Source organism: Paenibacillus wuxiensis, from assembly GCF_040195695.1.
Classification (GTDB): Bacteria; Bacillota; Bacilli; order Paenibacillales; family Paenibacillaceae; genus Paenibacillus_B; species Paenibacillus_B suaedae.
The window spans coordinates 114,116-140,405 of record NZ_JBEFZI010000013.1 but is presented as its reverse complement, the minus strand read 5'-3'; the positions used below and the strand labels follow the sequence as shown (position 1 = coordinate 140,405).

General features: G+C 47.0%; 24 protein-coding genes and 1 pseudogene. 4 read left to right on the top strand and 21 right to left on the bottom strand.

Features of this window, described 5'->3' with window-relative positions; translation table 11 throughout:
• Positions 1-66: 66 nt before the first annotated feature.
• A pseudogene (locus ABN764_RS25635) lies at positions 67-252 on the bottom strand (3-hydroxyacyl-CoA dehydrogenase NAD-binding domain-containing protein); the annotation flags it as partial.
• A 162-nt stretch (positions 253-414) separates the two neighbouring features.
• Positions 415-2,622 carry a (Fe-S)-binding protein gene (locus ABN764_RS25630; RefSeq protein WP_446673465.1) on the bottom strand — a complete coding sequence of 736 codons (2,208 nt, stop codon included), beginning with the start codon at positions 2,620-2,622 and terminating at the stop codon, positions 415-417.
• A 220-nt stretch (positions 2,623-2,842) separates the two neighbouring features.
• On the opposite strand from ABN764_RS25630, the gene ABN764_RS25625 reads away from it, so the two are divergent.
• Together ABN764_RS25625 and ABN764_RS25620 are read left to right on the top strand one after the other, a co-directional pair.
• Positions 2,843-3,619: an electron transfer flavoprotein subunit beta/FixA family protein gene (locus ABN764_RS25625; protein ID WP_028531173.1), complete on the top strand. Its 777-nt coding sequence runs from the start codon at positions 2,843-2,845 to the stop codon at positions 3,617-3,619.
• A 101-nt stretch (positions 3,620-3,720) separates the two neighbouring features.
• Positions 3,721-4,728, top strand: a complete 1,008-nt coding sequence (locus tag ABN764_RS25620) for an electron transfer flavoprotein subunit alpha/FixB family protein (RefSeq protein WP_021256469.1) — start codon at positions 3,721-3,723, stop codon at positions 4,726-4,728.
• Positions 4,729-4,916: 188 nt separating this feature from the next.
• Here the strand turns inward: ABN764_RS25620 and ABN764_RS25615 are convergent, their stop codons facing one another.
• Together ABN764_RS25615 and miaB are read right to left on the bottom strand one after the other, a co-directional pair.
• A complete protein-coding gene (locus ABN764_RS25615) occupies positions 4,917-5,420 on the bottom strand; it encodes a YlbF/YmcA family competence regulator (RefSeq protein WP_446673464.1) in 504 nt (167 codons plus the stop codon).
• An 86-nt stretch (positions 5,421-5,506) separates the two neighbouring features.
• Positions 5,507-7,060: a tRNA (N6-isopentenyl adenosine(37)-C2)-methylthiotransferase MiaB gene (miaB, locus tag ABN764_RS25610; RefSeq protein WP_268624415.1), complete on the bottom strand. Its 1,554-nt coding sequence runs from the start codon at positions 7,058-7,060 to the stop codon at positions 5,507-5,509.
• A gap of 673 nt (positions 7,061-7,733) precedes the next feature.
• Here miaB and ABN764_RS25605 point away from each other — a divergent pair.
• Positions 7,734-8,405 carry a helix-turn-helix domain-containing protein gene (locus tag ABN764_RS25605; protein WP_446673463.1) on the top strand — a complete coding sequence of 224 codons (672 nt, stop codon included), beginning with the start codon at positions 7,734-7,736 and terminating at the stop codon, positions 8,403-8,405.
• Positions 8,384-9,283, top strand: a complete 900-nt coding sequence (locus ABN764_RS25600) for an IS3 family transposase (RefSeq protein WP_446673468.1) — start codon at positions 8,384-8,386, stop codon at positions 9,281-9,283. Before ABN764_RS25605 ends, ABN764_RS25600 begins: the two co-directional genes overlap by 22 nt.
• 210 nt (positions 9,284-9,493) lie before the next feature.
• Here the strand turns inward: ABN764_RS25600 and ABN764_RS25595 are convergent, their stop codons facing one another.
• The 17 genes from ABN764_RS25595 to ABN764_RS25515 all read right to left on the bottom strand — a co-directional run bounded on the left by ABN764_RS25595 (position 9,494) and on the right by ABN764_RS25515 (position 26,258).
• Positions 9,494-9,910, bottom strand: a complete 417-nt coding sequence (locus tag ABN764_RS25595; RefSeq protein WP_446673462.1) for a hypothetical protein — start codon at positions 9,908-9,910, stop codon at positions 9,494-9,496.
• Between the two features lie 242 nt (positions 9,911-10,152).
• Positions 10,153-10,722, bottom strand: a complete 570-nt coding sequence (gene pduL, locus ABN764_RS25590) for a phosphate propanoyltransferase (RefSeq protein WP_446673461.1) — start codon at positions 10,720-10,722, stop codon at positions 10,153-10,155.
• Between the two features lie 104 nt (positions 10,723-10,826).
• Positions 10,827-11,693 carry a 2-oxoacid:ferredoxin oxidoreductase subunit beta gene (locus ABN764_RS25585; protein WP_021256474.1) on the bottom strand — a complete coding sequence of 289 codons (867 nt, stop codon included), beginning with the start codon at positions 11,691-11,693 and terminating at the stop codon, positions 10,827-10,829.
• A 1-nt stretch (position 11,694) separates the two neighbouring features.
• The gene (locus ABN764_RS25580) at positions 11,695-13,428 is read right to left on the bottom strand and encodes a 2-oxoacid:acceptor oxidoreductase subunit alpha (RefSeq protein WP_044357684.1); all 1,734 of its coding nucleotides are present in this window, start codon (positions 13,426-13,428) and stop codon (positions 11,695-11,697) included.
• Positions 13,429-13,632: 204 nt separating this feature from the next.
• Positions 13,633-14,592 (bottom strand): dipeptidase, encoded by a 960-nt coding sequence (locus tag ABN764_RS25575; RefSeq protein WP_446673460.1) that lies wholly within the window; start codon positions 14,590-14,592, stop codon positions 13,633-13,635.
• Positions 14,593-14,797: 205 nt separating this feature from the next.
• Positions 14,798-15,058, bottom strand: a complete 261-nt coding sequence (locus ABN764_RS25570) for a stage V sporulation protein S (protein WP_005550495.1) — start codon at positions 15,056-15,058, stop codon at positions 14,798-14,800.
• Between the two features lie 201 nt (positions 15,059-15,259).
• Positions 15,260-16,054 carry a TIGR00282 family metallophosphoesterase gene (locus ABN764_RS25565; protein WP_021256477.1) on the bottom strand — a complete coding sequence of 265 codons (795 nt, stop codon included), beginning with the start codon at positions 16,052-16,054 and terminating at the stop codon, positions 15,260-15,262.
• Positions 16,055-16,187: 133 nt separating this feature from the next.
• A complete protein-coding gene (rny, locus tag ABN764_RS25560) occupies positions 16,188-17,735 on the bottom strand; it encodes a ribonuclease Y (RefSeq protein WP_021256478.1) in 1,548 nt (515 codons plus the stop codon).
• Positions 17,736-18,038: 303 nt separating this feature from the next.
• Complete coding sequence (locus tag ABN764_RS25555) at positions 18,039-18,719, bottom strand: regulatory protein RecX (protein WP_028531179.1); 681 nt, start codon at positions 18,717-18,719, stop codon at positions 18,039-18,041.
• Between the two features lie 70 nt (positions 18,720-18,789).
• Entirely contained in the window at positions 18,790-19,848 is a 1,059-nt protein-coding gene (gene recA, locus ABN764_RS25550; protein WP_036592478.1) for a recombinase RecA, read from the bottom strand.
• 252 nt (positions 19,849-20,100) lie between these two features.
• A complete protein-coding gene (locus ABN764_RS25545; RefSeq protein ID WP_174808387.1) occupies positions 20,101-21,369 on the bottom strand; it encodes a competence/damage-inducible protein A in 1,269 nt (422 codons plus the stop codon).
• A gap of 127 nt (positions 21,370-21,496) precedes the next feature.
• Positions 21,497-22,078, bottom strand: a complete 582-nt coding sequence (pgsA, locus tag ABN764_RS25540; protein WP_021256482.1) for a CDP-diacylglycerol--glycerol-3-phosphate 3-phosphatidyltransferase — start codon at positions 22,076-22,078, stop codon at positions 21,497-21,499.
• Positions 22,075-23,403: a 30S ribosomal protein S12 methylthiotransferase RimO gene (rimO, locus tag ABN764_RS25535; RefSeq protein ID WP_021262408.1), complete on the bottom strand. Its 1,329-nt coding sequence runs from the start codon at positions 23,401-23,403 to the stop codon at positions 22,075-22,077. Before rimO ends, pgsA begins: the two co-directional genes overlap by 4 nt.
• A 157-nt stretch (positions 23,404-23,560) precedes the next feature.
• Positions 23,561-24,052: a YajQ family cyclic di-GMP-binding protein gene (locus ABN764_RS25530; protein WP_036592415.1), complete on the bottom strand. Its 492-nt coding sequence runs from the start codon at positions 24,050-24,052 to the stop codon at positions 23,561-23,563.
• A gap of 127 nt (positions 24,053-24,179) precedes the next feature.
• Positions 24,180-24,344: a hypothetical protein gene (locus ABN764_RS25525; RefSeq protein WP_021256485.1), complete on the bottom strand. Its 165-nt coding sequence runs from the start codon at positions 24,342-24,344 to the stop codon at positions 24,180-24,182.
• A gap of 133 nt (positions 24,345-24,477) precedes the next feature.
• Positions 24,478-25,443 (bottom strand): helix-turn-helix domain-containing protein, encoded by a 966-nt coding sequence (locus ABN764_RS25520; protein WP_174810626.1) that lies wholly within the window; start codon positions 25,441-25,443, stop codon positions 24,478-24,480.
• A gap of 50 nt (positions 25,444-25,493) precedes the next feature.
• Positions 25,494-26,258, bottom strand: coding sequence for a DUF3388 domain-containing protein (locus ABN764_RS25515; RefSeq protein ID WP_021256487.1), 765 nt, complete (start codon positions 26,256-26,258; stop codon positions 25,494-25,496).
• Positions 26,259-26,290: the final 32 nt, after the last annotated feature.

The window sequence follows — 26,290 nt, the reverse complement described above, 5'->3', positions numbered from 1 at the left end:
TCCTCACATTTACCATAGGGTGAAATCCTGCGAATTCATGAGTCTGAGTGAGGAAACTTAATCATTTTGAGGGAGCTCTTCTGGCACGATATCTAATAACAGACATCGTATGCCTGCATTCGCCAAATGAGCTGCGATGGCGGCTCCCATTACCCCTGAGCCAATAACAGCTGCCCGTTGAACCTCATTCCATCGTTTCACCTCGGTATCCCTCCTACTGCATGTGCATGCTATAGCCCAGCTGCCTTTCATTTGCACGGACACACTTCCCCGCAATCTGTCCTTCTATATGCCTCACCCCTTCACAGACGCTGCCCCAGGCCATCATGAGCGAGCCTCGTATGTTAATCAGCTAACGCAGCGTACCCGAACGGCCATACAAGCATGCCGTGCTTCACTCCACCTCCCTGAACATTAGACTCCACATACAGACTTGACGAGCAGTTCAGCAATATCGGCACTGCGCACGTCGCTTCGCTCTTTCGCTTTGACACCATCCTCCATCATCGTGAGGCAATATGGACATGCAGACCCAATCACAGAAGGCTGAACCTGAAGCGCCTGCTCCACCCGCGCCACATTGACGCGCGTCCCAGACGTTTCCTCCATCCACATCTGACCACCGCCTGCCCCGCAGCACATCGCATTAGCCCCACTTCGTTCCAATTCAAGCACAGTTAGTTCCGGCACTGCACGCAGCAGTTCTCTAGGGACGTCAATAATCCCGTTGTAACGTGCCAAATAGCAGGAGTCATGCCAAGCGACGCTCTCGTGAACCGGATGAACGAAGCGAATACGCCCCGCCTGCCACAACTGATACAGCCATTCTGTGTGATGATATACCTGCACTTCTGAATCCAACCCAAAATCCGGATACTCTTTCTTCAATGTGTGATACGTATGCGGACAAGCGGTAACGATCCTTCGGACACCATATTTGTGGAACGTTGCAATATTCTCTGCGCACATCTGCTGAAACAAAAATTCATTGCCCATACGCCGTGCGGTATCTCCTGAGCTCCGCTCTTCATTGCCAAGAACAGCAAATGCCACATCAGCTGCATGGAAAAGACGAATTAGTGCCTTCGTTACGTGCTGTGTACGCATATCATAGGAACCCATAGCTCCCACGAACAGCAGCACCTCGAAATCTGGACGCTCCTTAACCGTCGGCACAGTTATGCCTGTTTCCTTCGTCCACTCTGCGGCCCATTTGATTCTGTCATTGCGGCTGATCCCCCATGGGTTGCCCTGACGCTCAATATTTTGCAGCGCTCGTTGTCCGTCCACAGGCATTTGCCCTTGTGTCAGCACCAGATAGCGCCTCATGTCTACAATTTTATCGACATGCTCATTTCCGACTGGACACTGATCCTCGCAGTTGCGGCATGTTGTACATGCCCACAGTTCTTCCTCGGTAATAACATTGCCGATCAACTCGATTGACTGAGCAGACGGATGCTGCTCATCAGGTATGTTTCTCAGCCATCTCTCCTGCTGCTTAGCCATCGTCCCCTGCATCCCTTGCGGAAATCGCTGCAGCGCAGTTGACTCGTCAAATGCACCTTTGGCCTGCTGCACACCTTCCTCCGCCATGCGATGGAACGGCAGCGACCCAGGTGCTGCCAAGCTTGGTACCCACGGGTTGGTCGAAGTTATGGCTGCCCCTTTCTCGGTTAAGTGATCACGCAGCTTCGAGATGAGATGCATAGGAGAGAGAAGCTTGCCCGTATGCGATGCAGGACACACATTCGTACAGCGTCCGCACTCCACGCAGGCATACAGATCAAGCAGCTGCTTCCGCTCGAATTGCTCGATTGCTCCTACCCCGAATGATTCTGCCTCCTCGTCTTCCAAATTGATCATTTTCAGCTTCCCTGTCTCTTCCTCTGGACGCTTCAGCCAGAGATTGATCGGTGCAGTTATCAGGTGGAAATGCTTCGATTGCGGCACATATATGAGAAATGAAAACAAAATCAGCAAATGTAACCACCAAAATAATTCATATCCGACGGTGAGCCACAGTTCTGCATGTGCGCCAACTGACAAGGGCATTACGATAACCGATGCAATTCCTGCCGAAATCGAGCCATTAGGCCCTCCAACTCCATTCATGGCCTCTCGCGCATAATCGAATGTCATGGTGCCAATGACAGTCACCATCAATCCGCCGATGAAGAACAGTACAATTGAGGGCTTCCACCCCCGCTTCAAGCGAGGCAGTCTCTCCACGTAGCGTCGATAGACTGCAAACAATACTGCTGTGAGCACCATGAGCACTGTCCATTCCTGAGCCACGATGAAGACATGATGAGCTGGCAGCGGCAGTGAGTGGCCGGTCAACCCCTTCCAAATCAAATCTAGTGCTCCGACCTGCAAATGGAGGAATCCGTAGAACATTACTGCATGCATAAACCCACTTCGCGGATCCTTCCACAGCTTGCCTTGACCGAACGTCTGTCCTATGGCACGCATGGTTCGCCTCGCGTGCTCGGTTGGCTTCGTGCCTGCCAGCCCCAAGCCTATGTAGCTGACTCGTCGTCGAATTGCAGCAGATGCCAAGCCGATGCCTATCGCAACAACGAAGAGAAAGACAATCCATTTTACATAAATCAGCACCATACCTCCCCTCCCTTTTGGGTGATACATGCATGATCTCGTTTTGTTCAACATAGCTGTTCGTAATGAACTATGTTTGATGGATATGAGTTGGGACATGAAAAAATACGTTCTTGCCTTTTATGACCACTGGTTAATGAAATTCGAATAAAAGTAGTAGAGATAAGTCCGAACATTACCCCATACAATGATTGTAATGAAGCCGGAACTTGGGGTGATGACCTTGAATTTAGTTGTGCTTATGAAGCAAACGTTCGACACAGAAGAAAAAGTCATAATTACAGATGGTCTGCTCTCTGAAGACGGAGTAAAATGGATAATAAATCCCTATGATGAATATGCCATCGAAGAAGCCGTACGATGGAAAGAAAATCATGGCGGCGTAGTCACCGTAGTGACTGCCGGTCCTGATCGTTCCGAGGAAGCGCTTCGCATAGCGCTCGCAATGGGAGCAGACGAAGCCGTACATCTTGTTCTGTCGCCAAGTGAAACAGGGGAGATGGATGAATTCACAATCTCTCACTTGCTCGCAAAGACATTGCAGGAGAAACAGCCGGATCTAATCTTCTCTGGTCATTTCTCTGTCGATCAAGGCAGTGCCCAGGTTGCTGTACGTGTCGCCAGCCTGCTCGACCTGCCACATGTCGCTGCGATCACTTCGATCGAGCGTATCGATGATTCGCAGGTAACGGTCAGTCGTGACGCAGAAGGTGATAACGAGAATCTCAAAGTGACCTTGCCTGCATTATTTACGGCACAGCAAGGATTGAACGAGCCCAGATATCCGACTCTACCAGGCATTATGAAGGCGAAGCGGAAGCCTATCGAGAAGCGGTCGGCTGCCGAACAGCTTCAGAATGAATCTTATGCTCCTGCCACAGAGCGAGTAGCCCTCGAGCTTCCTCCCCCAAGACAGGAGGGGCAGATATTGAAGGGCACTGTATCGGAGCAAGTAGAGCAATTGGTTCAATCGCTACGCGATACTTCCTCTCTCTTCTAACTCTTTCTAACTAGGTTGCAAATTGAACATGCACTTACTTGTAACGATTGAGCCTTAACATGAAGCCGCAAGCGTGCTATCGACTGGAAAGGAGTGCTGCTATGAGCCGCACATATGCTGTTATTGCTGAAATACGCGGAGATCGATTGCGCCAGGTTACATTCGAAGCGCTTGGTGCTGCCGCGCAAATGGCGAAGCCTGATGATCGAATTATTGTGCTTGTCATTGGGTTTCAACTTGCAGAGGACACAATCCAGTCCTTGATGATTCCAGGAATTGCGCAAGTTAGCTGCGCAGATGATGAGAGGTATAAATATTACGAGGCGGAGACGTATTTCGCGGCACTGCATGCCTTTACTGAGCAGCAATCGCCGGACGTCGTGCTGCTTGGGCATACAGCGATGGGACGTGATCTCGCGCCGATGCTAGCAGCTCAGCTCCATACAGGTCAAATATCCGATGTCGTATCGATTCGTGCGGATGACTCCGACACGACCTTCCTAAGGCCTGTCTATGCAGGCAAAGCATTAGAAACTAGACGCTTCGCCAATCAAGCACGACCTTGGATCATCACGGTTAGACCTAACAACTTCACTCCTGTTACTCAACAAGCGGGTTTACTTCCGACTCACGAGAGCATTCAGCAGCCGCAAGTTGATTCCTTGCTTGCCCCCGCCCCATCCCTACGAACGGTTGTCCACGAAGTCGTCACGAAGATGAGCGGCTCCGTTGATTTGTCAGAGGCCAAAATTATTATCTCTGGTGGTCGCGGTGTGAGAAGTGCCGAAGGATTCAAACCGCTGGAACAGTTGGCTCGTGTGCTGAATGGAGCAGTCGGCGCTTCGCGCGGAGCTTGTGATGCGGGCTATTGCGACTACTCGTTGCAGATCGGACAGACGGGTAAGGTTGTTACACCTGAGATTTATTTTGCCTGCGGGATTAGTGGAGCCATCCAGCATATCGCAGGAATGAGTCAAGCTCGAATCATTGTTGCCATTAATATCGATCCGGAAGCCCCTATCTTTAAAGTAGCGAATTACGGGATCGTCGGTGATTTATTCGAGGTGGTGCCGCTGCTTACCGAACAATTCCGCAAGCTGCTCTCCTGATTGTTTCGCAGGCTGCCAACGGCTCAATCTCGCTGACGACTATACTGCTCCTATGCCGCATACGTCGTCTGTGTACCTTGGAGCAATGCTGCCTACTATGAAAGATAATCGATGATCCCCTCTCCGTGCATAAGAAAAAGAAGGTTTCCCACATCATCTGTAGGAAACCTTCTTCTATTCATCCGTGCTTAGTCGCATGATTCTGGCGCTTCAGGGGTTGCTGCTTCTACTTCAATCTTATCAGATACCGTATCACGAATAACCGACATAACCAGTTGCAGCATGTAATTCACATCGCTCTGACTCTGCTGGAATTCCACAACGAGTGGAATATTGTCCAGTTCATCCTGGAGCTCACTAATCTCATTCTCGATTTTATCTACCATCTTCGCGTTTTGGAACGATTGGAACGCAACCAGTTCCTTCTGCTTCTTCTTAATCGTTGAGATCAGCTCTTGTACCCTAGTATGCGTTTGAATTTGCTTCTCAGCTTGCTGATATTGCCGAACCTCATCCGTTGTAATAATGAGTTCAGACAATTGCTTCGCCTTCGTCATAATATCTTCTCGTACTAGCAAATCCCGCGTATTGAACTTCGGTATACCGCATCCCGATCGATGGGCGTGCTCCTCATGCTCCGAGTGTTCTGCGTGTTCCGAATTCACCTTCGAAGATTGTGATTGTTGCGTCAATGAGAACCTCTCCCATCTATTCGGCCTGAATTGTATTGGTAAAATCTATCTCTTCTCGTTTATTGTATCCGAAAATAAAGAAAAGGTTAAGAAGTCATTTGCATCGGTTGTGTGACAAGCACACCCTTGATGTAATAGGACATCACATCTGTAATCTTAACATGAACGATTTGACCGATCAATGACGCCGATCCAGCAAAATGGACAAGCTTATTCGTGCGCGTTCGAGCGGATAAAATGTCCGGGTTATTCTTGCTCTCCCCTTCCACTAGCACCTCCACCACTTGATCTTGCAGCCTTTCATTGCTTCGACGGCTCAGATCCTGCAGCAGGGCGTTCAAGCGCTGCAGGCGCTCCTTCTTCACTTCCATCGGAACATTGTCTTCCATCCCTGCTGCCGGTGTGCCTTCACGCGGGGAATAGATGAATGTATAGGCAAAGTCAAACTCTACCTCCCGTACAAGTGACATCGTTTCTTCGAACTGTTCGTCCGTCTCACCAGGGAATCCTACAATAATATCCGTTGTAAAGACAACATCCGGTATTGCCTGTTTGATTTTAAATGCCAGCTCCAGGAAGCGCTCCCGATCATACTTGCGGCTCATCTTCTTCAATATTTCCGTGCTTCCTGATTGTACAGGAAGATGAATATGCTCAACCAGGTTGCCGCGCTTCGCAAGTACTTCAATTAATCGATCGTCAAAGTCTCTTGGGTGTGAAGTAGTGAAGCGGATACGCGGTACATCAATAGTTCGAATTTCGTCCATCAGATCGCCGAACGAGTAGTCGATGTCCGTAAAGTCTTTGCCGTAAGCGTTGACGTTTTGACCAAGCAGTGTAATTTCCTTGAATCCTTGACGAGCCAAGTCTCTTACTTCGGCAATTACGTCTTCCGGACGGCGGCTGCGCTCTTTGCCACGGGTATAAGGAACGATGCAATATGTACAGAACTTATCACAGCCATACATAATGTTGACCCAAGCTCGCATCCCTTCCCGCTTCTTCGGCAGATTCTCGATGATGTCGCCTTCCTTAGACCACACTTCCACGACCATTTCCTTGTTGAACAAGGCATCGCGCACCAAGATCGGCAAGCGGTGAATATTATGCGTACCGAATACGATATCAACAAATTGATGCTTCTGCATAATGCGATTCACGACATTTTCTTCTTGGGACATACAACCGCACACGCCAAGAATAAGCCCCGGTCTTTGCAGCTTCAATGTCTTCAAATGTCCAAGCTCACCAAATACTTTATCTTCTGCATTTTCACGAATCGCGCATGTATTTAATAAGATAATATCTGCTTGTTTTCGGTCTTCCGTTTTTTCATAGCCCATCTGTTCAAGCAAGCCGCTCATCGTCTCGGAATCATGCTCGTTCATTTGGCAGCCAAATGTATAAATAATATATTTCTTCCCAACGCCTAGTCCCTGCAGCTCCTCAGGCACGGCCTGATCATAGTGTACCTGAATATCCTGCTTGCCCCGCTGCTTCTCCTGCCGTTGGTTAGGCTCCGAAATAATGTTGATTTCACGACCATTTATACGAATCCGTTTACCTTGTTCATCCTCGGAAATGACTTTGGCATTCGAGAAATCAAAATATTTGGAGTAATCTTTCGACTTTTTGTTCATTGGTCGGCACTCCTTCTTCTCATTCGATTCTGTAGTCTGTAGGTTATCTATGTACATGAACATCACTTCAAATTATACCATCATCCGAAGTGGAGAGCCAAGAATGAACTTCCATATTTAGTTATTACGGAGTGGACAATATTGCCCTTTGTTGTCCAAAAAACTGAAATGGTGCGGTTTTCTGAGCTTTCACTATAGACAAGGTTGGACAACGTGATCCGATGTTTGACACCGTTTTTGTGGGTAGAGTGTGGGTAATGTGGGCGAAGAAAAAGCCCTGGCGTAATTGCCGGGGCGTTACTTTATCCATACACTGGTTTATTGCATCTAACGCATGTGTAAGTGCCGTTTATCCATTTCCCCTTCATATTAGCTTTGCAACTACATAGATGTGGCTGAACTGGAGCAAGCGGTTTTCGTGTTGTTGTCGGTGTACGCTGTAGTTCTTCTCTCCAGTCCTTCATTATATAGTTACCTCAAGCACGTCTTCGATTTTAATCCACTGCCAAGCATCTTCACCTAGCAGCTTAGATGTTGTTGATACGTATCTATATCCACCACTCCTCCCGCTCGCTCATAGACTGCTGCAGCCGTCCTCCGATGATTTCCCATTCTTGTTCATCAAGCGTAAGCGTTTCTGTTCATTTTGCAGCTCCCTGTATAGGGGGAGCTTTTGCATGCAAAAAAATGGAGCGCACAAGAGAAACTGGCGGCGTTTCAGGAACTTAAAAGCGGAGGAATCGAGTCAACCGCCAAAAAGTACGGCATTGAGGGAACAACCTTACTTGAATGGCGGGATCGTTATGAACAATATGGTTATAGGGGGTTGGAACACCAGCCCCATAACCGAAGTTATTCTGCTGAGCTCAAACTCCAAGCGGTAAAAGATCATTTATTCGGAGGTTTATCCCAACGGCAAGTTATTCTGAAATACAAGATTGCCTCTCGTACCCAACTCCGTAACTGGATTAAAAAGTATAATAGTCATAGCAACTTAAAAACCTATGTAGGGGAAACAAAAGCTATGGCTAGGGGTCGGTCTACAACTTGGCAAGAACGAATGGACATTGTTCACCATTGTCTTGCCCATAACCATGAGTATCAGAAGGCAGTAAACCAATATCAGGTCTCGTACCAGCAAGTATATCAGTGGGTAAAGAAGTATGAAGCTGGTGGCGAGGATGCATTACAAGACGGACGAGGACGAAAGAAGACATCAGAGGAGCTATCGGATGTGGATCGCCAAAGACTGGCGATGAAGAAGCTGGAATATGAGAATGAGCGGCTGCGGGCAGAAAATGCTTTCCTAAAAAAGCTACAAGAATTCCAAAGGAGGCGACGCTGAACCAATACCGACAAGAGATGGCCTATCGTTCCATTGAAGGCATTCGACAAGAAGGAACATTTAGCGTGAAGTTGCTGTGTGAAATTGCAAGCATTCCGCGTTCAAGCTATTACAAGTGGAGAAGTTTCAAACCCAGTTACCGTGAGCAGGAGAATGTAGAGCTGACGCATGTCATGATGTCCATTTATGAGAAAGTGGAGCGTACCGTTGGATACCGTCAATTGACTCTACACATACGTCGCCAAACGGGGAAAACGATTAACCAAAAGCGTGTATACCGGTTGATGAAAGTAAAAGGAATTCAATCCGTCATCCGGAGGAAAAGGAAGAAATATGCGAGTTCCATTCCACAGCAGGTGGCAGAGAACGTACTAGACCGCAAATTCACTGCAAATGCGCCAAATGAAAAATGGGTTACGGATGTGACGGAATTCAAGTACGGCAACGGCCAAAAAGCGTATTTAAGCGCTATTCTCGACCTTCATGATAAATCCATCGTCTCATATGTATTAGGGCGTTCCAATAACAATTCTCTCGTATTTCAGGCGTTGAAACACGCCTTGCAAGAAGCTCCCGGAAGCAAGCCCTTGCTTCATAGCGACCGGGGTTACCAATATACCTCCTTGGGCTTCAAGGAAATCTTGGATGATAACGAAATAACTCCGAGTATGTCCCGTGCTGGAAGATGTATTGATAATGGCCCGATGGAATCTTTCTGGGGAATTCTAAAATGCGAGAAATATTATTTACATACCTACCATACCTTTGATGATCTCGAGAGAGACATCCGTGCTTACATCCACTTTTACAATAACGAACGATTACAAGCAAAACTAAACGGCCTTAGTCCGATGGAATTCATAACCAAGGCCGCATAATTGTTTTTATTTTTTGTACTGTCTACTTGACGGGGTGCAGTTCAGCCTTCCCATACGACTCTTTTTTGCTTGCCGGCACACCGGCTCAACACTAGTATATCAAACATCATCTCAACGCTAAAGAGATAGGCTGCTGCGAAGATAGAATGCAATCAATTCAAACAGCAACAGGGCTAGCCTCCTGTTGCTGTTCAACAATAAACGTTTATATCAAGCTATTCTGACTATACTAATACACGCATTGTCATATACCGTCTCGCCCAAAACGCCAAATAAAATTAAGATATTAGTTCCTTTTTTCGTATTAACTATGGCAGACCCTGATAAATTCCCTTTTTCCCCTGGAGGAAAATATGAATTTGATGCAAGAGATGAGTTTAACGTTTCGCCATTTAAGCTGAGTATAGTTGATGCTGCATTGTACTCCTTCGGAATAGTCACGCTAACCGTATAACTTACAAAATAAACAGCATTAGACGAAAGATGAATATCTCCCGTCCCCTCTTTAAGGGTAATTCCCTTTCCATTCTTAGCAGTTATCACATGGAATGAAATAGGCACACCCGCTTTTAATAATTGCTCCGCACTACTAAAAGCAGAGAAATTATTTTCCGTTACATTTCCCATTCAAATGCATCTCCTTTTATCAAAGATAATACATCCTATGTTCAGAGAGTTGGACAAGTTCTAGCTCATTTCTATCAAATTCTATAAAACAGGCAAAAGTATAAAATAAGAGCGCCGTAGTTTCTCTTAACACATACTTACAATTTAGTATGAATCCTGCACGAACAAAGAGGAGTCACTATGCAAAAAAGGCGCAGCCCTATAAGGACTGCACCTTTCATTTCGAAAGTATGAATCAATAATTAATCAATGATCTCAGCAGTATCGCCGTTTTTCACGCCAGAAGCATTCGCTTCGTCTGTGTCGATATGCATGTCCAATGCAAACTTTTCAGATACGCGTGCAACCACGTGTTCAAATACAACACCGCGCTCTCCACCTACACGTACGCGAAGCTTTTGCTTGTCTTGAATCCCCCATTTTTCTGCATCAGAAGTATGGAAGTGAATGTGACGAGCAGCTACGATAACGCCGTCTTGCAATTCAACTTCCCCTGCAGGTCCTTTTACAAGAACGCCTGGTGTACCTTCGATATCTCCAGATTCGCGAACAGGTGCTTTTACACCGATTGCGAAGGAGTCAGTGCGGGAAATTTCCAATTGGGATGCAGGACGTGCTGGTCCCAAAATACGAACTTTATTGAAGGATCCTTTGGAGCCTACAACTTCAACTGTTTCGTTCGCAGCAAATTGTCCTGGTTGGGACAATGGCTTGAACTCCGTCAATTGATAACCTTTACCGAACAAAATCTCGATATGTTCTTGAGTCAAATGAATATGGCGAGCGGATACGCCGACAGGTACGTTTTTCATTTCTCTTCCACCTCACGTATGTGTTCTCTCTAGCTAGTACCAAATCATATTATACTACGAAATGCAACAAGGCATGCGCCTAAAGACGCATGCCTTTTCAACAATTATTTGAATTCTGCCACCAATTTGTCAAATTCTTCAGAAGAAAGGCGAATATTTTGCTTCGCTAACGGTTCATCACGGAATCCAGATACAAGATTCTCGTAGCTCTTCTTCGATTTATCTTGATAGATAAGACCTGTTATCATTCCATCTGTTTCCATTAACTTCGTCATTGCTGCGATCCGATTGGACGGATCATAGCCTTCTACGGATTCCAGATTGATTATGTTTTCCTTGAACCAGTCATACGTATTGATCTTGTTGAATGTTACGCAAGGGCTGAATACGTTGATTAAAGAGAAGCCTTCGTGCTTAATGCCTTCCTCAATCAGAGAAGTCAACTGCTTCAAATCACTAGAGAACGACTGTGCTACAAAGGTAGCTCCCGCAGACAGTGCAATCTCAAGCGGACTTAATGTGTTCTCGATTGCGCCATCTGGTGTACTCTTCGTCTTGAACCCAACCGCACTACGTGGCGAAGTCTGACCTTTCGTCAATCCATAGATTTGGTTATCCATGACGATATACGTAACGTTGATGTTCCGGCGAATCGCATGTACGGTATGTCCCATCCCGATTGCGAAGCCGTCTCCATCTCCACCGGATGCAATAACAGTCAGGTCACGGTTAGCTAGCTTCAACCCTTGTGCAATTGGCAGCGCACGGCCGTGAATGCTGTGGAAGCCATATGCATTGATATAACCGGAAATCCGACCAGAACATCCAATCCCGGATACAACAGCCAAATTCTCAGGTTCCAGTCCGACGTTGGCTGCCGCGCGTTGAATGGCTGCCTGAATTGAGAAGTCGCCGCAGCCAGGGCACCAGTTCGGCTTCACATTGTTGCGAAACTCTTTGAACGTTGCCATACTAGACCAACTCCTTGCTTTGTTTGTACAATTCCAAAGGCAGGAACGGAGTTCCATCATATTTATTAATTCGGCGAAGCTTCTCTCCGAATCCAACGTTCAATTTTACTTGATCAGCCAGTTGGCCGGTAGCATTGTTCTCAACAACGACGATTTGCTTCGCCTTCTGCGCATGCGGTGTGAACAGCTCTGTTGGGAATGGATAGATTTGACGAACCGTAATATGGTTGGTCTTTACCCCATCCGCTTCCAAGTGTCTGCGTGCTTCATCAATCGTACCGCCAGTGGAGCCCATGCCTACGATAAGTAGATCTGGTTCTTCATGCGGCACATCTGCGTGAATCGCATTCGTCACCTGCAGTCCATTCAGTTTGTTCAACCGTTTGTCCATCATCTTCTTGCGGTTCACTGCACTCTCAGACGGTCTGCCGATCTCGTCGTGCTCAACGCCAGTTACGTGGTGAAGTCCGCCTTTCTCCCCCGGAACAACACGTGGAGAAATTCCGTCTTCCGTAAGTTCATAGCGCTTAAACTGTTGATTCGCCTCTAGTGGAGGAACATCGCTCATCAGCTTACCGCGATCGATTGTAATTTGCTCATAATCAAGCATCTCACAAGTTTGCTTACCGAGAGACAACTGCAAATCCGTCAAGACGATAACTGGACATTGGTACTGCTCAGCCAGGTTGAATGCCTCTACTGTATCGAAGAAGCACTCTTCTATTGAACTTGGCGCAATTACAATCTTCGGAATCTCACCATGCGTTCCGTAGATCATCGCGTTCATATCACTTTGTTCCTGCTTCGTCGGAAGTCCAGTACTTGGACCGCCGCGCTGTGTATTCACGATAACAATCGGAGTCTCCGTCATGCCAGCAAGACCGATTGCTTCCGTCTTCAGGGAAAGACCAGGACCTGCGGATGCAGTCAGTGCACGTACGCCGCCATAGTTGGCGCCAATCGCCATCGTAACTGCCGCAATCTCATCCTCTGTCTGAATAACCGTGCCGCCGAACTTCGGCAGACGCTTAATCAAATATTCCATAATCTCGGATGCAGGCGTAATCGGATATGCTGCCATCAGACGGCATCCTGCCGCTACCGCACCCAAGCCAATTGCATCGTTACCAATCATGAACAGCTTCTGCTTGCCGTCAGCCGGCTCCAGCTTGAAATCGTCAAGTGGACCGCCTGCTTGCTCCAGTACGAACTCCGCACCTCTACGTGCAGCTTCAACGTTCTTCTCCACAACTGCTGGACCCTTGCGGCTGAATTCCTCTTCAAGAGCTTTGTTGAAGACTTCCAGCGGCAATCCAAGCAATGCCCAAGATGCGCCCGAAGCAACCATGTTCTTCATGAGGGAAGCACCGAGTTCCTCAGCAATCGATGTGAAAGGAACCGCGAAGAGTCGTGCATCCACACCTTCTGGAACGGATGGATTGAACTTGGCATCTGCGACGATAACGCCGCCTGGACGAAGTTCACCAACGTTCAAATCAATGGATTCCTGATCGAATGCAACCAAAATGTCCAAGTCGTCCGAAATTGCGCGAATTGGCTTCGTGCTGATTCGAATCTTGTTGTTCGTATGACCACCCTTAATACGAGAAGAAAAATGACGGTACCCATATAAATAGTATCCAAGACGATTCAATGCCGTCGAGAAAATACGGTCCGTACTTTCTACGCCTTCCCCTTGCTGACCCCCGATTTTCCAAGACAATTGACTAATCAAGCTCGCCCACTCCTTTTGAAAGGTGACTCGCATATGCACCACGACGGATGCCACCAAAATTCGCTAAATTGTAACAAGTAAAATATTGTAATGGTTGAGTCACTCTCATTCTATGTGCAGAGGTTGGAAAAAGCAAGCGTTTTCGCCGATGTCCACGATAGCAAGATTCGATGGATATGATACCTTCATGAGATGAATGGACAATTATCCTTCTCGGGCAGGAAGGTTCGTCTTCAGAAATTGCAGAGCATTGCTATGAGCAATTCGATTGACAAATTCCGACGAATATCTACGCTCTATTGCTTCCAGCAAATTTCCGTACTGTCCAGCATGCTCCAGACCTTGAACTTTGTCATCAATGCCATCGAAGTCCGAGCCGAACATAATATGCTGTTCACCGCCGAGCTCGCAGATCCGATCAATATGGCGAAGCAGATGCTCAATAGTCACTTGCTGGCTATCTGCAATAAAGGCAGGTACAAAGGTGATCCCGATTCTACCATTCCGATCGATTATGGCTTTGATCTGTTCATCACTTAGATTTCTTGGGTGCTTACGCACATGTGCCGAATTGGAATGGGAAGCGAACACTGGACGCTCAGTAAGCTCTAGCAGTTCCCAGAATGCTCTTTCATTCAAATGGGATACATCAACGAGTATCCCCAGCTTGTCGCATTCGCGAATAAGCTGCCGCCCTTTGTTCGTAAACCCAGCCTGCCTTGGCTCCATTGTTCCGTCCACAGCCCAGTTCGAATGATTCCATGTCAAGCCAAGAAAGCGAACCCCAAGCTCATATGCAGTCCGCACATACACCATGTCGCCTTCCAGCCCATCAGCGCCTTCTATAGACAGCAGAGTACCCGTTAACTGTGGCGAACGCTCCCAATGCTCTACATCTTCACGCCAGCGAATGAGGGACACATCAGGCAGCGAGCATATGCGTTCACGAAGCAGGTCAATACAGCGCAAGATTTGAGAAAATTGCGGCTGACCGCTAATCAATGCTTCTTCCAGAAATACCGCAAATACTTGCATCCCTACCTGACCGGTCTGCATGCGCGGCAGCGTAATATCTAATGCATCCTTGCTCATAAAATCCAACTTGCCTTCATACAGCATCTTGTACAGAACATCACAATGAAAATCAATGATCCGTTGGCTCATAATTCTACGTCCCCTTCTCAGCTTCTTTATTCGTAATCCGGTGAAGGCAGCTGTTTATGTTCTAGTTCTAGTTACCAAGCTGCGCTTGTCCCATTGCATCTCATCTTTAACCCATCTGCTCCCGAGGTAGAACAAAGCAAAAAACCTGCTTACGTTGTAAACAGGCTGAATAAATTCATTACTTACGCACCACTGTCGACGTATATTATCTGGGTTCAACTATCAGTTTGATTGCAGTCCGATCTTCTCCATCGATGACAATATCCGTGAAAGCGGGAACACAAATCAGATCCACACCGCTCGGCGCAACGAATCCCCGTGCAATGGCAACGGCTTTAATCGCCTGATTCAAGGCACCTGCGCCAATTGCTTGCAGTTCGGCTGCTCCCCGTTCACGCAAAACCCCTGCTAACGCTCCAGCTACCGAATTAGGATTGGACTTTGCTGAAACTTTTAATACTTCCATGGAAAGTACCTCCTCGGGATTGTTAAGGTTAGACTCCATTATTAAAACATATTCGTGAAAGTCCTAAAAATTCCTTCACAATGCAGATTCCTTCACTTCCTCACGATGAACCTGAGGCATCTTCCTAACGAAACAGATTCTGTGCATAAAAAAAAGCGAGGCCCAGTGCCAACGCACTGACCTCGCTACGCTTTCGTATTCCTATTCCATGATCCAGTCGTCTTCGCGGACGCGGATCTTCTCAAGCTTAACTGCCTTGCCGGTTGTCTCATCGATCTCGACGACAAGTCCATGGAACTGCCATTTCCCTTCGTCAACGACGAAGCGGACAGGCAGCTGTGTCTTGAACTTGCGCAGTACAGCTTCCCGTTCCATGCCTAGTACGCCTTCCTTGGATCCAACCATGCCGACATCTGTTAAGTATGCCGTTCCACCTGGCAGGATTGTATCATCATTCGTCTGAACATGCGTGTGCGTTCCTACAACGAGTGATGCACGGCCATCCAGATGCCATCCCATCGCGATTTTCTCCGATGTAGCCTCAGCGTGGAAGTCAACAAGAATGGCACGCGGCTTCTTGCCGAGTGACTCAAGGATCTCATCTGTCTTGCGGAAAGGGCAATCAATCGCCGGCAGGAATGTACGGCCTTGCACGTTGACAATCACCAGTTCCTTGCCGTTGGCCTTAATGACCGCATGGCCTTGACCTGGTGTTCCTGGCGGGAAGTTCGCAGGGCGAATCATGCGCTTCTCGTCGTCAATCCATTCGAATATATCCTTGTTGTCCCACGTATGGTTACCCATCGTAAAACCATGCACGCCTAAATCAGCAAATTCCTTGACAATGGCCGCCGTAACGCCTCTGCCTCCTGCTGCATTTTCAGCATTCGCAATGATAATATGTGGGTTATGCTTTTGCTTGAGCGACGGAAGAAGCTGCTTCAAAGCCTTACGTCCTGTATTTCCGACGATATCACCGATAAACATTACTTTCATCTAGCCTGAGTCCTCCTTGCAGCAACCTCTATTCGAGCCTGATCGGTACGATCGATCGCAGAGGCCGCTTTATATCTCCTAAAAGGGAGAAGTGGCCTAATAAGGCCACTTCTCCAAATCCTATATGTGCATCTTACTTCGCATATTCAACCGCTCGGGTTTCGCGAATGACCGTAACTTTAATATGCCCCGGATAATCCAATTCGCCCTCAATTGTCTTCGTAATCTCGCGAGCGAGGCGATACGCTTCCGCATCATCAATCTTATCCGGCTGTACCATTACGCGAACCTCACGTCCCGCTTGAATCGCGTATGATTTCTCAACGCCCTCGAACGACTCCGAAATCTCTTCCAGTTTTTCAAGTCGTTTGATGTATGTTTCAAGCGTTTCCCTACGAGCTCCCGGTCTTGCTGCTGACAAGGCATCAGCCGCAGCGACCAGCATAGCGATAACGGATGTTGCTTCACAATCGCCATGGTGGGATGCGATACTGTTAATGACTACAGGATGTTCTTTATACTTCTTCGCCAACTCTACGCCGATTTCGACGTGAGATCCTTCAACTTCATGATCCAACGCTTTTCCGATGTCATGCAACAGCCCGGCACGTTTGGCTAACGTTACATCCACTCCGAGCTCTCCTGCCATCAATCCAGCAAGATAAGCCACTTCCATAGAATGCTTCAGTACGTTTTGTCCGTAGCTTGTACGGAACTTCAAACGTCCCAATATTTTGATCAAATCAGGATGCAATCCGTGCACACCGACTTCGAACGTAGCTTGTTCTCCGTATTCGCGAATACGCTCGTCCACTTCCTTGCGCGATTTCTCCACCATCTCCTCGATGCGTGCTGGATGAATACGTCCATCTGCAACGAGCTTCTCAAGAGATGTTCTTGCAATTTCACGGCGAATCGGGTCGAATCCGGACAGAATAACCGCTTCAGGTGTATCGTCAATGATGAGATCGATTCCTGTCAATGTCTCGAGCGCACGGATATTGCGTCCTTCGCGTCCGATGATGCGGCCCTTCATCTCTTCGTTCGGCAATGCAACAACGGATACCGTCGTTTCTGCGACATGATCTGCAGCGCAACGTTGGATAGCCATCGTAATAATCTCACGAGAGCGCTTGTCCGATTCCTCACGAGCCTGCTGCTCGATTTCTTTAATCATTTGTGCCGTTTCATGACGCACTTCTTGCTCTACATTCGTCAAAATAATTGTACGCGCATCTTCCATCGTCAGATTCGAAATGCGTTCCAATTCTGTAACTTGCTGCTGACAAATTTGATCGACCTGTTCTTGTGTTTCTTCGATTCGTCTCTCTTTAGCAGCTACTTGTTCTTCTTTACGTTCCAGCGCTTCTAACTTTTTATCCAACGACTCTTCTTTTTGCAATAAGCGTCTTTCGAGTCGTTGAACTTCGTTCCGTCGTTCGCGGATGTCCTTCTCCGCTTCATTACGAAGCTTATGGATTTCGTCTTTTGCTTCCAACACCGTTTCTTTCTTCAGTGCTTCAGCTTCCTTGCGTGCGCCATCCATAATTTGTTCCGCGGCGTGTTCAGCACTCGTTATCTTCGCTTCGGCAAGCGATTTGCGAATCAGGTATCCGATTCCAAACCCCAAGAACAATGCGGCCACAACGAGAACGATCGCGAGCCAAAGTTGAACGTTCATTGCCTCACCTCCCCGTTGGTTCCTCCAAGCACTGCTTGGGACAGGTTACATTTGTGGTTTTCAAGTTTCCCTATTCATTAATTAACTCAATGGACTGGCGCGAATACGCCAGCTTATGTGTATGCCTTGCGCATACACGGGCGTCGCCTTGAGGCGACAATCGGAAATCAGTAAATTGGCGAAATGAATCATTAGAAATCAATCTCTGGAAGAGGAGATTGATCTCGTGAAAATAAAGATACATGTTCATTTTATTATTCAAGAAAAGATATTGTCAAGCAAATGACGTGAGTGGTCATTTTATTATTCCTCGATGTCGTGGGAAACTTCCTCTTCTTCACTGCGCTCATCTGCTGCAGTGTAAGCTGCGCGCCTAGCCATATCCATTGGATAGCCTCTACGTGCAAGGAATGCGGCGACCTTCTGCTTGCGCAGATGCAGTTCTCCCTTTGTCTGCCGCCATTTTTTGCGAGCTGCGGTCAATGCACTGTCCCACTCTTCATCTGGGTCTATCGAATGAAGAGCTGTCTCAATATGCCGCTCTTGGACTCCCTTCTGCTTCAGCTCATGCTGAATCCATCGCCGCCCCTTCATATGTCGATTCAAGCGCTGATGCGTCCATTGCATCGCATATGATTTATCATCGACAAGCCACTCTCGTTCCAGACGATCAAGCACCTCTTGCACTATCCCATCCTCATAGCCCTTCTGAGCTAGCTTACGGGCGAGTTCAATGCGAGTACGTGGTTTGCGTTGCAAATACTTGATCGCCTGCACGTAGGCCTTATTCCCTTCGTCTGCGCGCAATATCTCCGTGAGCGAGTCCAGAGACAACTCAGTACCTTTCAATAACCGAAACTTTACCATCACATCTTCATGCACTTCTAGCGGTTCCGCTCCATCGAAATGAATCTTATAACGGCCTGCCTGCCTCTCGATTCGCTCTACACGAGTAATCGTTACGATGCGTTCGCTATCCTTCAAACGACTCTCCTCCATACAAATACATAGAAGCACCTTCGCTTAACGCGAAGGTGCTTGAGCTAACAACAAATTATTCGTCGTCACCTAATTCCAATTCAAATGCATCATCGTCATCTTCACTGACACCCTTATCAGGGATTGTTGTAGTCAGATTGCTTGCTGCACGAATTTGATTTTCGATTGTAAGGGCAATCTCCGAATGTTCCTTCAAGAATTGCTTGGCATTCTCGCGGCCTTGACCCAGACGCTCACCTTCGAAGGAGTACCATGCACCGCTCTTCTGCACGATATCCATCTCTGTACCAATATCGACGATGCTTCCCTCACGAGAAATACCTTCACCATACATAATATCGATGTCCGCCTGTTTGAATGGAGGCGCAACCTTATTCTTAACGACCTTAATCCGAGTGCGGTTACCAATCATGTCCGTACCTTGCTTAATGGTCTCAACACGACGCACATCAAGACGAACACTGGAATAGAACTTCAAGGCACGGCCACCAGGAGTCGTCTCTGGGTTACCGAACATAACGCCAACCTTCTCACGAAGCTGGTTGATAAAGATCGCAATCGTCTTCGACTTGCTGATTGCACCAGACAATTTACGCAAAGCCTGCGACATTAGACGTGCTTGCAGGCCGACATGGGAATCACCCATCTCGCCTTCAATCTCCGCTTTCGGCACAAGTGCAGCAACAGAGTCAATAACGATAATGTCTACTGCACCACTTCGTACCAATGCTTCCGCGATTTCAAGCGCCTGCTCCCCTGTGTCCGGTTGGGATAACAGGAGCTCATCGATATTAACGCCAAGCTTGTTCGCATATGCTGGATCCAGTGCGTGCTCCGCATCAATAAATGCAGCTTGTCCACCCGTCTTCTGTACTTCTGCGATCGCATGAAGTGCAACCGTTGTTTTACCGGAAGATTCCGGTCCATATACTTCAATAATACGACCTCTCGGCAAACCACCGATTCCTAGAGCTATATCTAATGCAAGCGATCCACTTGGCACAATCTCCACTTGCATGTGATTGGATTCGCCAAGTTTCATGATCGAACCTTTACCGAATTGTTTCTCAATTTGACGCAAAGCCATTTCTAACGCAGCGCGACGATCTGACACAAACTCACTTCCTTCACTGATTCGTTTGATATATACATCATAACGTGTTTTATTCAGTTTGCCAAGCATTTTTTCGAACATACATTCGTTTTTCACGAACGTTTATTACTTTTATTTACATATTATCCATATACACACATCGAGTACACCAACAAAAAAAACCGCAACAAAGCGTGTAAATACACTTCGTTACGGTTCTTCCGTATCTTATGATTCGATTGTATCCTCAACTACTTCATTTGTCAACATTTGTTAATGAATATGTACTGTTCGATCCTGCAGCCTTCTCCACAATCGATACATAATAGCATATACAGTGCGGCGGCGGATTCCTTCTCGATCTCCGTTCAAACGAAGCTCCTCCACTACGATTTCCCGGCCCTTCTCCGCAATCGCAATATAAACGAGGCCTACAGGCTTCCGCTCGGAGTGAGCTGGTCCTGCTACGCCTGTTATGGCAACTGTGAAATCCGTATCTGCAATATCACGCATCCCTTCAGCCATTGCCTTGGCTGTTGGCTCGCTGACCGCACCAGGCGCATTTTCACCCTCGAGCAGTTCATGAGGCACGCCTAGAATGCGCTCTTTCATCTCATTCGAATAGGTTACCGCCCCGCCCGCAAATACTTGCGAGCTTCCCGGAACAGCTGTAATCATGTCCGCGAACATCCCGCCCGTACAGCTCTCTGCTGCGGACAAGGTCAGGCCAAGCTGCGATAACTGCTCCACCAACACATCTGGCAAAGATACATCCTTGGTAGCATACAAATGCATCCCCAATCGGTTGTGAATTTCCCGTTCAACCTGATCAAGCTTCACATCTGCCTCGTGCTGATCTGTCCCTTTGACGGCTAATCGAACGAGAACCTCGCCTTCCTTAGCATAGGTGGCAATCGTTGTGTCCGTCTGCTGTTCAATGAGATCTAGAAGAGCATTCTCAAGCCCAGATTCACCGATGCCTGCGAATTTCAGCATCCGTGTATATAATGAAGATTGATCAATGAGCTGCTGGCTCTTCAACCACGGAATCGCCTCATCATCGAGCATCGGCTTCATTTCACGAGGTGGTCCAGGAAGCAGTACATAGGTAGTACCATCATGCTGCAGGGCATTTCCTACAGCAAGCCCAGTCGAGTTCTTCAGCACATCAGCGCCCTCTATCACATTCGCCTGACGCTTATTGCTTTCGACCATTTGTATGCCGCGCCCCGCAAACATCTCGGTCATCTTGGCCATTGCGGGCTCATCATAGGTCATCTTGCGGCCCAACATCTCCGCTAGCACATCCTTCGTCAGATCATCCATCGTCGGTCCTAGACCACCCGTGAAGATAAGCAGATCGGAACGCTTGCATGCCGTTTCAATACATTGTCGAATCCGCACAGCATTATCCCCAACAACCGTATGATAGAACACATCTACACCAACCACTGCCAGTCGCTGCGAAATATATTGCGCATTCGTATTGACGATTTGTCCCAGCAGCAGTTCTGTCCCAACTGCAATGATCTCTGCTTTCATGCCAACCACCATCCCTATAAGTCGTTATCAAGCATTTTACTAGTCTATACATGCGAATAGGTGCCCCTTCCTGCCCGGAGAGCCGGAACTATGGAAAAAGCACCTATTAACCTATCAGCTTCCGTTATTAATCCGAAAGGTGAAGCACATTTTTATTTTTTACAAAGTAGTCAATTCCCGAGTATACGGTAATTAACGCAGCGACCCAAGTCGCCAAGATGTCAAACCGGAAATGAACGAACGCAAATGGGAAATTGTTCAGCAGCATCGCTGCAATCGCCGTAATTTGGGTTGCTGTTTTCCATTTCCCCCACTTGCTTGCAGCAACAACAGTTCCTTCGAGCAAGGCAACTTGCCTTAGGCCAGTAACCGCAAATTCACGGCTAATAATAACAACCGCAATCCACGCATCACATTTTTGCATCTCAACAAGTGAGATAAGAACCGCCGCTACGAGCAGCTTGTCCGCAAGTGGATCAAGAAGCTTTCCTAAATTTGTAACCATTTTGCGTTTACGGGCGATATAACCATCCAATCCATCGGTACTTGCAGCAATAATGAAGATCAAGGCCGCAATAATCTGGTTGTAAGTAATCGAAAAACCCTCTAGTTCAATCGCAGGCAAATAATCAAAGTTCACCAATAGGAAGAACATCATTATTGGCACAAGAAAAATACGGACTAACGTTATCTTGTTCGCCAGATTCACGCGAGACCCTCCCCGGCTAAGTCAAATTCAAGCGCATGAGTAATCCTTACCTTGGCAATTTCCCCAATACTCAATGGCTGGCCGGAAATAAATACTTCCCCGTCAATTTCAGGGGCGTCGAATTGCGAGCGGCCAATGAACACATCATTGCGGCCATCGTAACGCTCAACAAGGACTTCCAATATATCACCAATACGCTTTTCACTTACTTCTTTAGATACTTGGCGCTGAATTTCCATAAGGGTATTCGCACGCCACTCCTTAACATCATCAGGCACATGGTCTGGCAGCCTCGTTGCAGGCGTGTCCTCTTCGGAAGAATAGGTAAATACGCCAAGCCGATCGAACTTCATCTCCCTGATGAAGTCGCATAATCTGTCAAAGTCTTCGTCCGTTTCTCCAGGGAACCCTACGATAATAGACGTACGCAGCGCTACACCAGGAATTCGTTCACGAATTTTGTTCACCAGCTCTCGGGAATCACGCTGGCGACCAGGACGTCTCATGCGCTTCAAAATGCTATCTTCACTATGCTGCAATGGCATGTCGATATACTTGCAAATCTTCGGATTGCTCGCAATCGCATCCATAAGCTCCTCAGTAAAAAATCCAGGGTACGCATAGTGCAGACGAACCCATTCCACACCCGGAATTTCGCTTACTTTATTCATTAACTCCGGCAGCTTGAAACCGTCGTATAAATCTACACCATAATTCGTGGAATCTTGGGCAATTAGGCTAATCTCCTTGACCCCTTGTCCTGCAAGCTGAGCTACCTCAGCAAGAATGGATTCCATTGTACGGCTGCGGAACTTGCCTCTCATGATTGGTATACTGCAAAATGTGCAGTTATTGTCGCAGCCTTCGGCTATTTTGACATATGCCGTATAGCGCGGAGTCGCCACTTTGCGTGGAAGGATGCGATCATAATCGAATACGGGATTGCCTACACGAATCGGCCTGCTTCCTTGCAGGGCTTCATCAACAATATCATTGATTTTGTCAAAATCACCGGTACCAACGATACCGTCAATCTCCGGCATTTCATCAAGCAGCTGCTCCTTGTATCGCTGCGTTAAGCATCCGGATACAATAAGTGCCTTCAAGTCAGCAGTTTCCTTTAAATCTGCTAGTCTTAAGATCGTATTCACCGATTCTTCCTTAGCAGCATCAATGAATCCACATGTGTTGACGATGATTACCGTTGCTTCTTCTTCGTTTTCCACCAGTTCATATCCACGCTCATAAATTAAGCCGGACATAATCTCGGAATCAACCAAGTTTTTGTCGCAGCCCAACGTTACGATTTTAATCTTTTCTGTCATTTTACATCCCCCATAAGGCAGACTCCCATTGGAGTATTTTCACATCCGTACGTCTATGTACCTCATCAAGTATAATACAGGCATGACTTTGGAGTCAAAAAAGCAAAAAGAGCCCAGCATCCTTCCCTTTTGCAGCTTAGTGATGATGGGCTATCGTTTAGCGATAATTCGTAAACTGTAGATCTAGCGGCAGATTTGCACCTCGTAACAGCGTCATAACAGCTTGCAAATCATCTTTACTTTTCCCAGTAACCCGAATCTGATCACCTTGGATTTGACTCTTTACTTTTAACTTCGAATCACGGATCATAATGTTAATTTTCTTTGCTACATCCTGATCGATTCCTTGTTTGCATTTCGCTCGCTGCCGTACCGCAGCAGAAGCTGCAGGTTCAATTTTGCCGAATTCCATATTTTTAATGGCTACGCCGCGCTTTGCCATTTTGGACTGTAAAATATCAATGACATTTTTCAGTTTGTACTCGTCATCCGAGACAATTATCACTTCATCCTTCTCAAGTGTAATTTTACTTTTGCTCCCTTTGAAATCGTATCGAGATTCGATCTCCTTCATTGCTTGTGTAATCGCGTTATTCATTTCCTGTAGATCCAACTTGGATACAATATCAAATGAACTGTCCGCCATCATTAGCTCCCCCTTTATAAATACTGCTGTCAAATCAAACCCTTTGTATGATCATAGTTATGTATATACACAAAGGCATTCTTACACAGACCTAAGCCTGCAAAAGAATGCCCCTGTAGCATGCGATTGTCTAAAAACGGACACGTGCTGGCGCTCGGAACATATCAATAATGCCCAGCAAAATATGAGCCAGTCCGAAGCCTAACACACCGTACCCCCAAACACTTGGCGTCAAGTAATACCCTAACAAGCTGACCACAATACCTGCTCCGGTAACGATCCAACTGGTTGCCATTGCTCGACACCTCACTTTATTTTATTGGAGAATAACAATGATCGCCGCAGCTATTATTGTATCCTCTCACAAAGTGAATATGTCATGTATCATGATGAAATTCACACCAAGTACCTATGGAAAGACCGCTTACTTAACGTGAGCCTTGGTTCGCATTGTTCGTTGAGGCTTGACCTTGCTTCTCCGTTTGCAGCTTCTGAGCTTCCTCATAAGATACCCACTGCAGACGAATATTTTTGGAGCCTTCGTTATCGGATTTCGTCAATGCTTCGCCAGCAACTGTCACTTCAATTGCTTTGGCATAGCCTGCACGAATGAACATACCTTGTTCGGTCATATCGAACGTAACGGTCTGATCTTTCTCCAATGTTGCATAATGAAGCTTCTTCCCGCTGCTGCTCTTCTCATGAACAGCCAGCCAGCTTCTGTCGCCTGCCGCTTTAATCTCTACCTTCACTGGCGTGTTTGCTGGAGCCGATACGGTGTATACATCCTCAGAACGCTTGGAGGATTCCAACATGACGATTGGCTTCTCCACCTGTTTCGGAGGTTCCGGCGTAGTAGGCTTAACCGGCTGCTGAACCGCTCCACCTGCATTGTTTTGTCCTGCTTTGTCGCCATTCGCCGTTCCATTTGAGCCTGTTGATGGATTTTGTGTCTCTGTAATATTCGTATCATCAGAAGTATTATCCGTTGTGCTCGGATTCACTTTCATCACGACGAAGAAATATACTATGACACCAATAAGAATGATGAATGCCCATAGAAGCAGCGTCGATGCCCAGCGTCCGAATCGATCAGACGGCGCTTGTACACTACGTTTCTTCGTACGCATTAGCGGTTCAATTGTTGGCTCTGGTTCCGGCGTTGGGATGTCGTTGCGGTAATACTGCAATACTTCATCAGGATTCAAGCCTACCGTCTCTGCATACGTCTTCACGAAAGCACGTACATAGAACGAACCCGGCAGAACCTTATAGTCCCCTTCTTCAATCGCTTCCAAGTAACGTTTACGTATCTTCGTTGCTTCTTGCACATCATCCAGAGAGAGATTCTTCTCCACTCTTGCTTTTTTCAATAATTGCCCTAATTCTGACACAACTTCACCTCCTGTCCTTAATTCAAGCTGCACTTGCGTACTGCTTTATGTTAAATTTCGTTATAATTTATCGTAAACGATTCATACGTAATTTCCTCATCCGGGTTACTGCGCAATTCAATAATATAATCGAAGAAATCATAACTATAGCCGGTTTCTTGAACAAATATATCTGGATGCTCAATGACCTTCGTGGATGGCATGTTGATAATTTCATCTAGCAATCCAGCATGCTTCTCATTTGAACGAATTGTACTGACAATACCATCGATAATAAAGATATTGTTTGGATTCAATTCTTCATCCGACATTTGGCTGCGTACGGTCTGCCTGAGCAGTGTCGAAGATACAAACGTCCAGCGCTTCATCGCACACACACTTCCAGCAATGATGGACTCTGTCTTGCCAACCCGGGGCATTCCTCGAAGTCCGATCACCTGATGGCCATCCCGCTTGAATATTTCCCCCAGAAAATCAACCAGCAAGCCAAGCTCATCCCTTGTAAAGCGGAACGTCTTCCGATCATCAGAATCGCGTTCAATATATCTGCCATGGCGTACAGCCAGAATATCAACCAACTTCGGCTGCCGTAGTGCGGACACTGTAATATTGTCAACCTTTTTCAGCATCTGTCCCATGATTTCGATCTTCTCATCATCATCGGTTTGCAGAAGCATTCCTCTTGTCTTGTCTTCCACACCATTAATCGTCAAGATATTCACTTCAAGCATACCAAGCAGCGAAGCAATGTCTCCAAGAAGACCAGGTCGGTTCTTATGTATCTTATATTCCATATACCACTGTTTGTACTCCATGACACACCTCATCCACGGTTATCCGCCGTTTT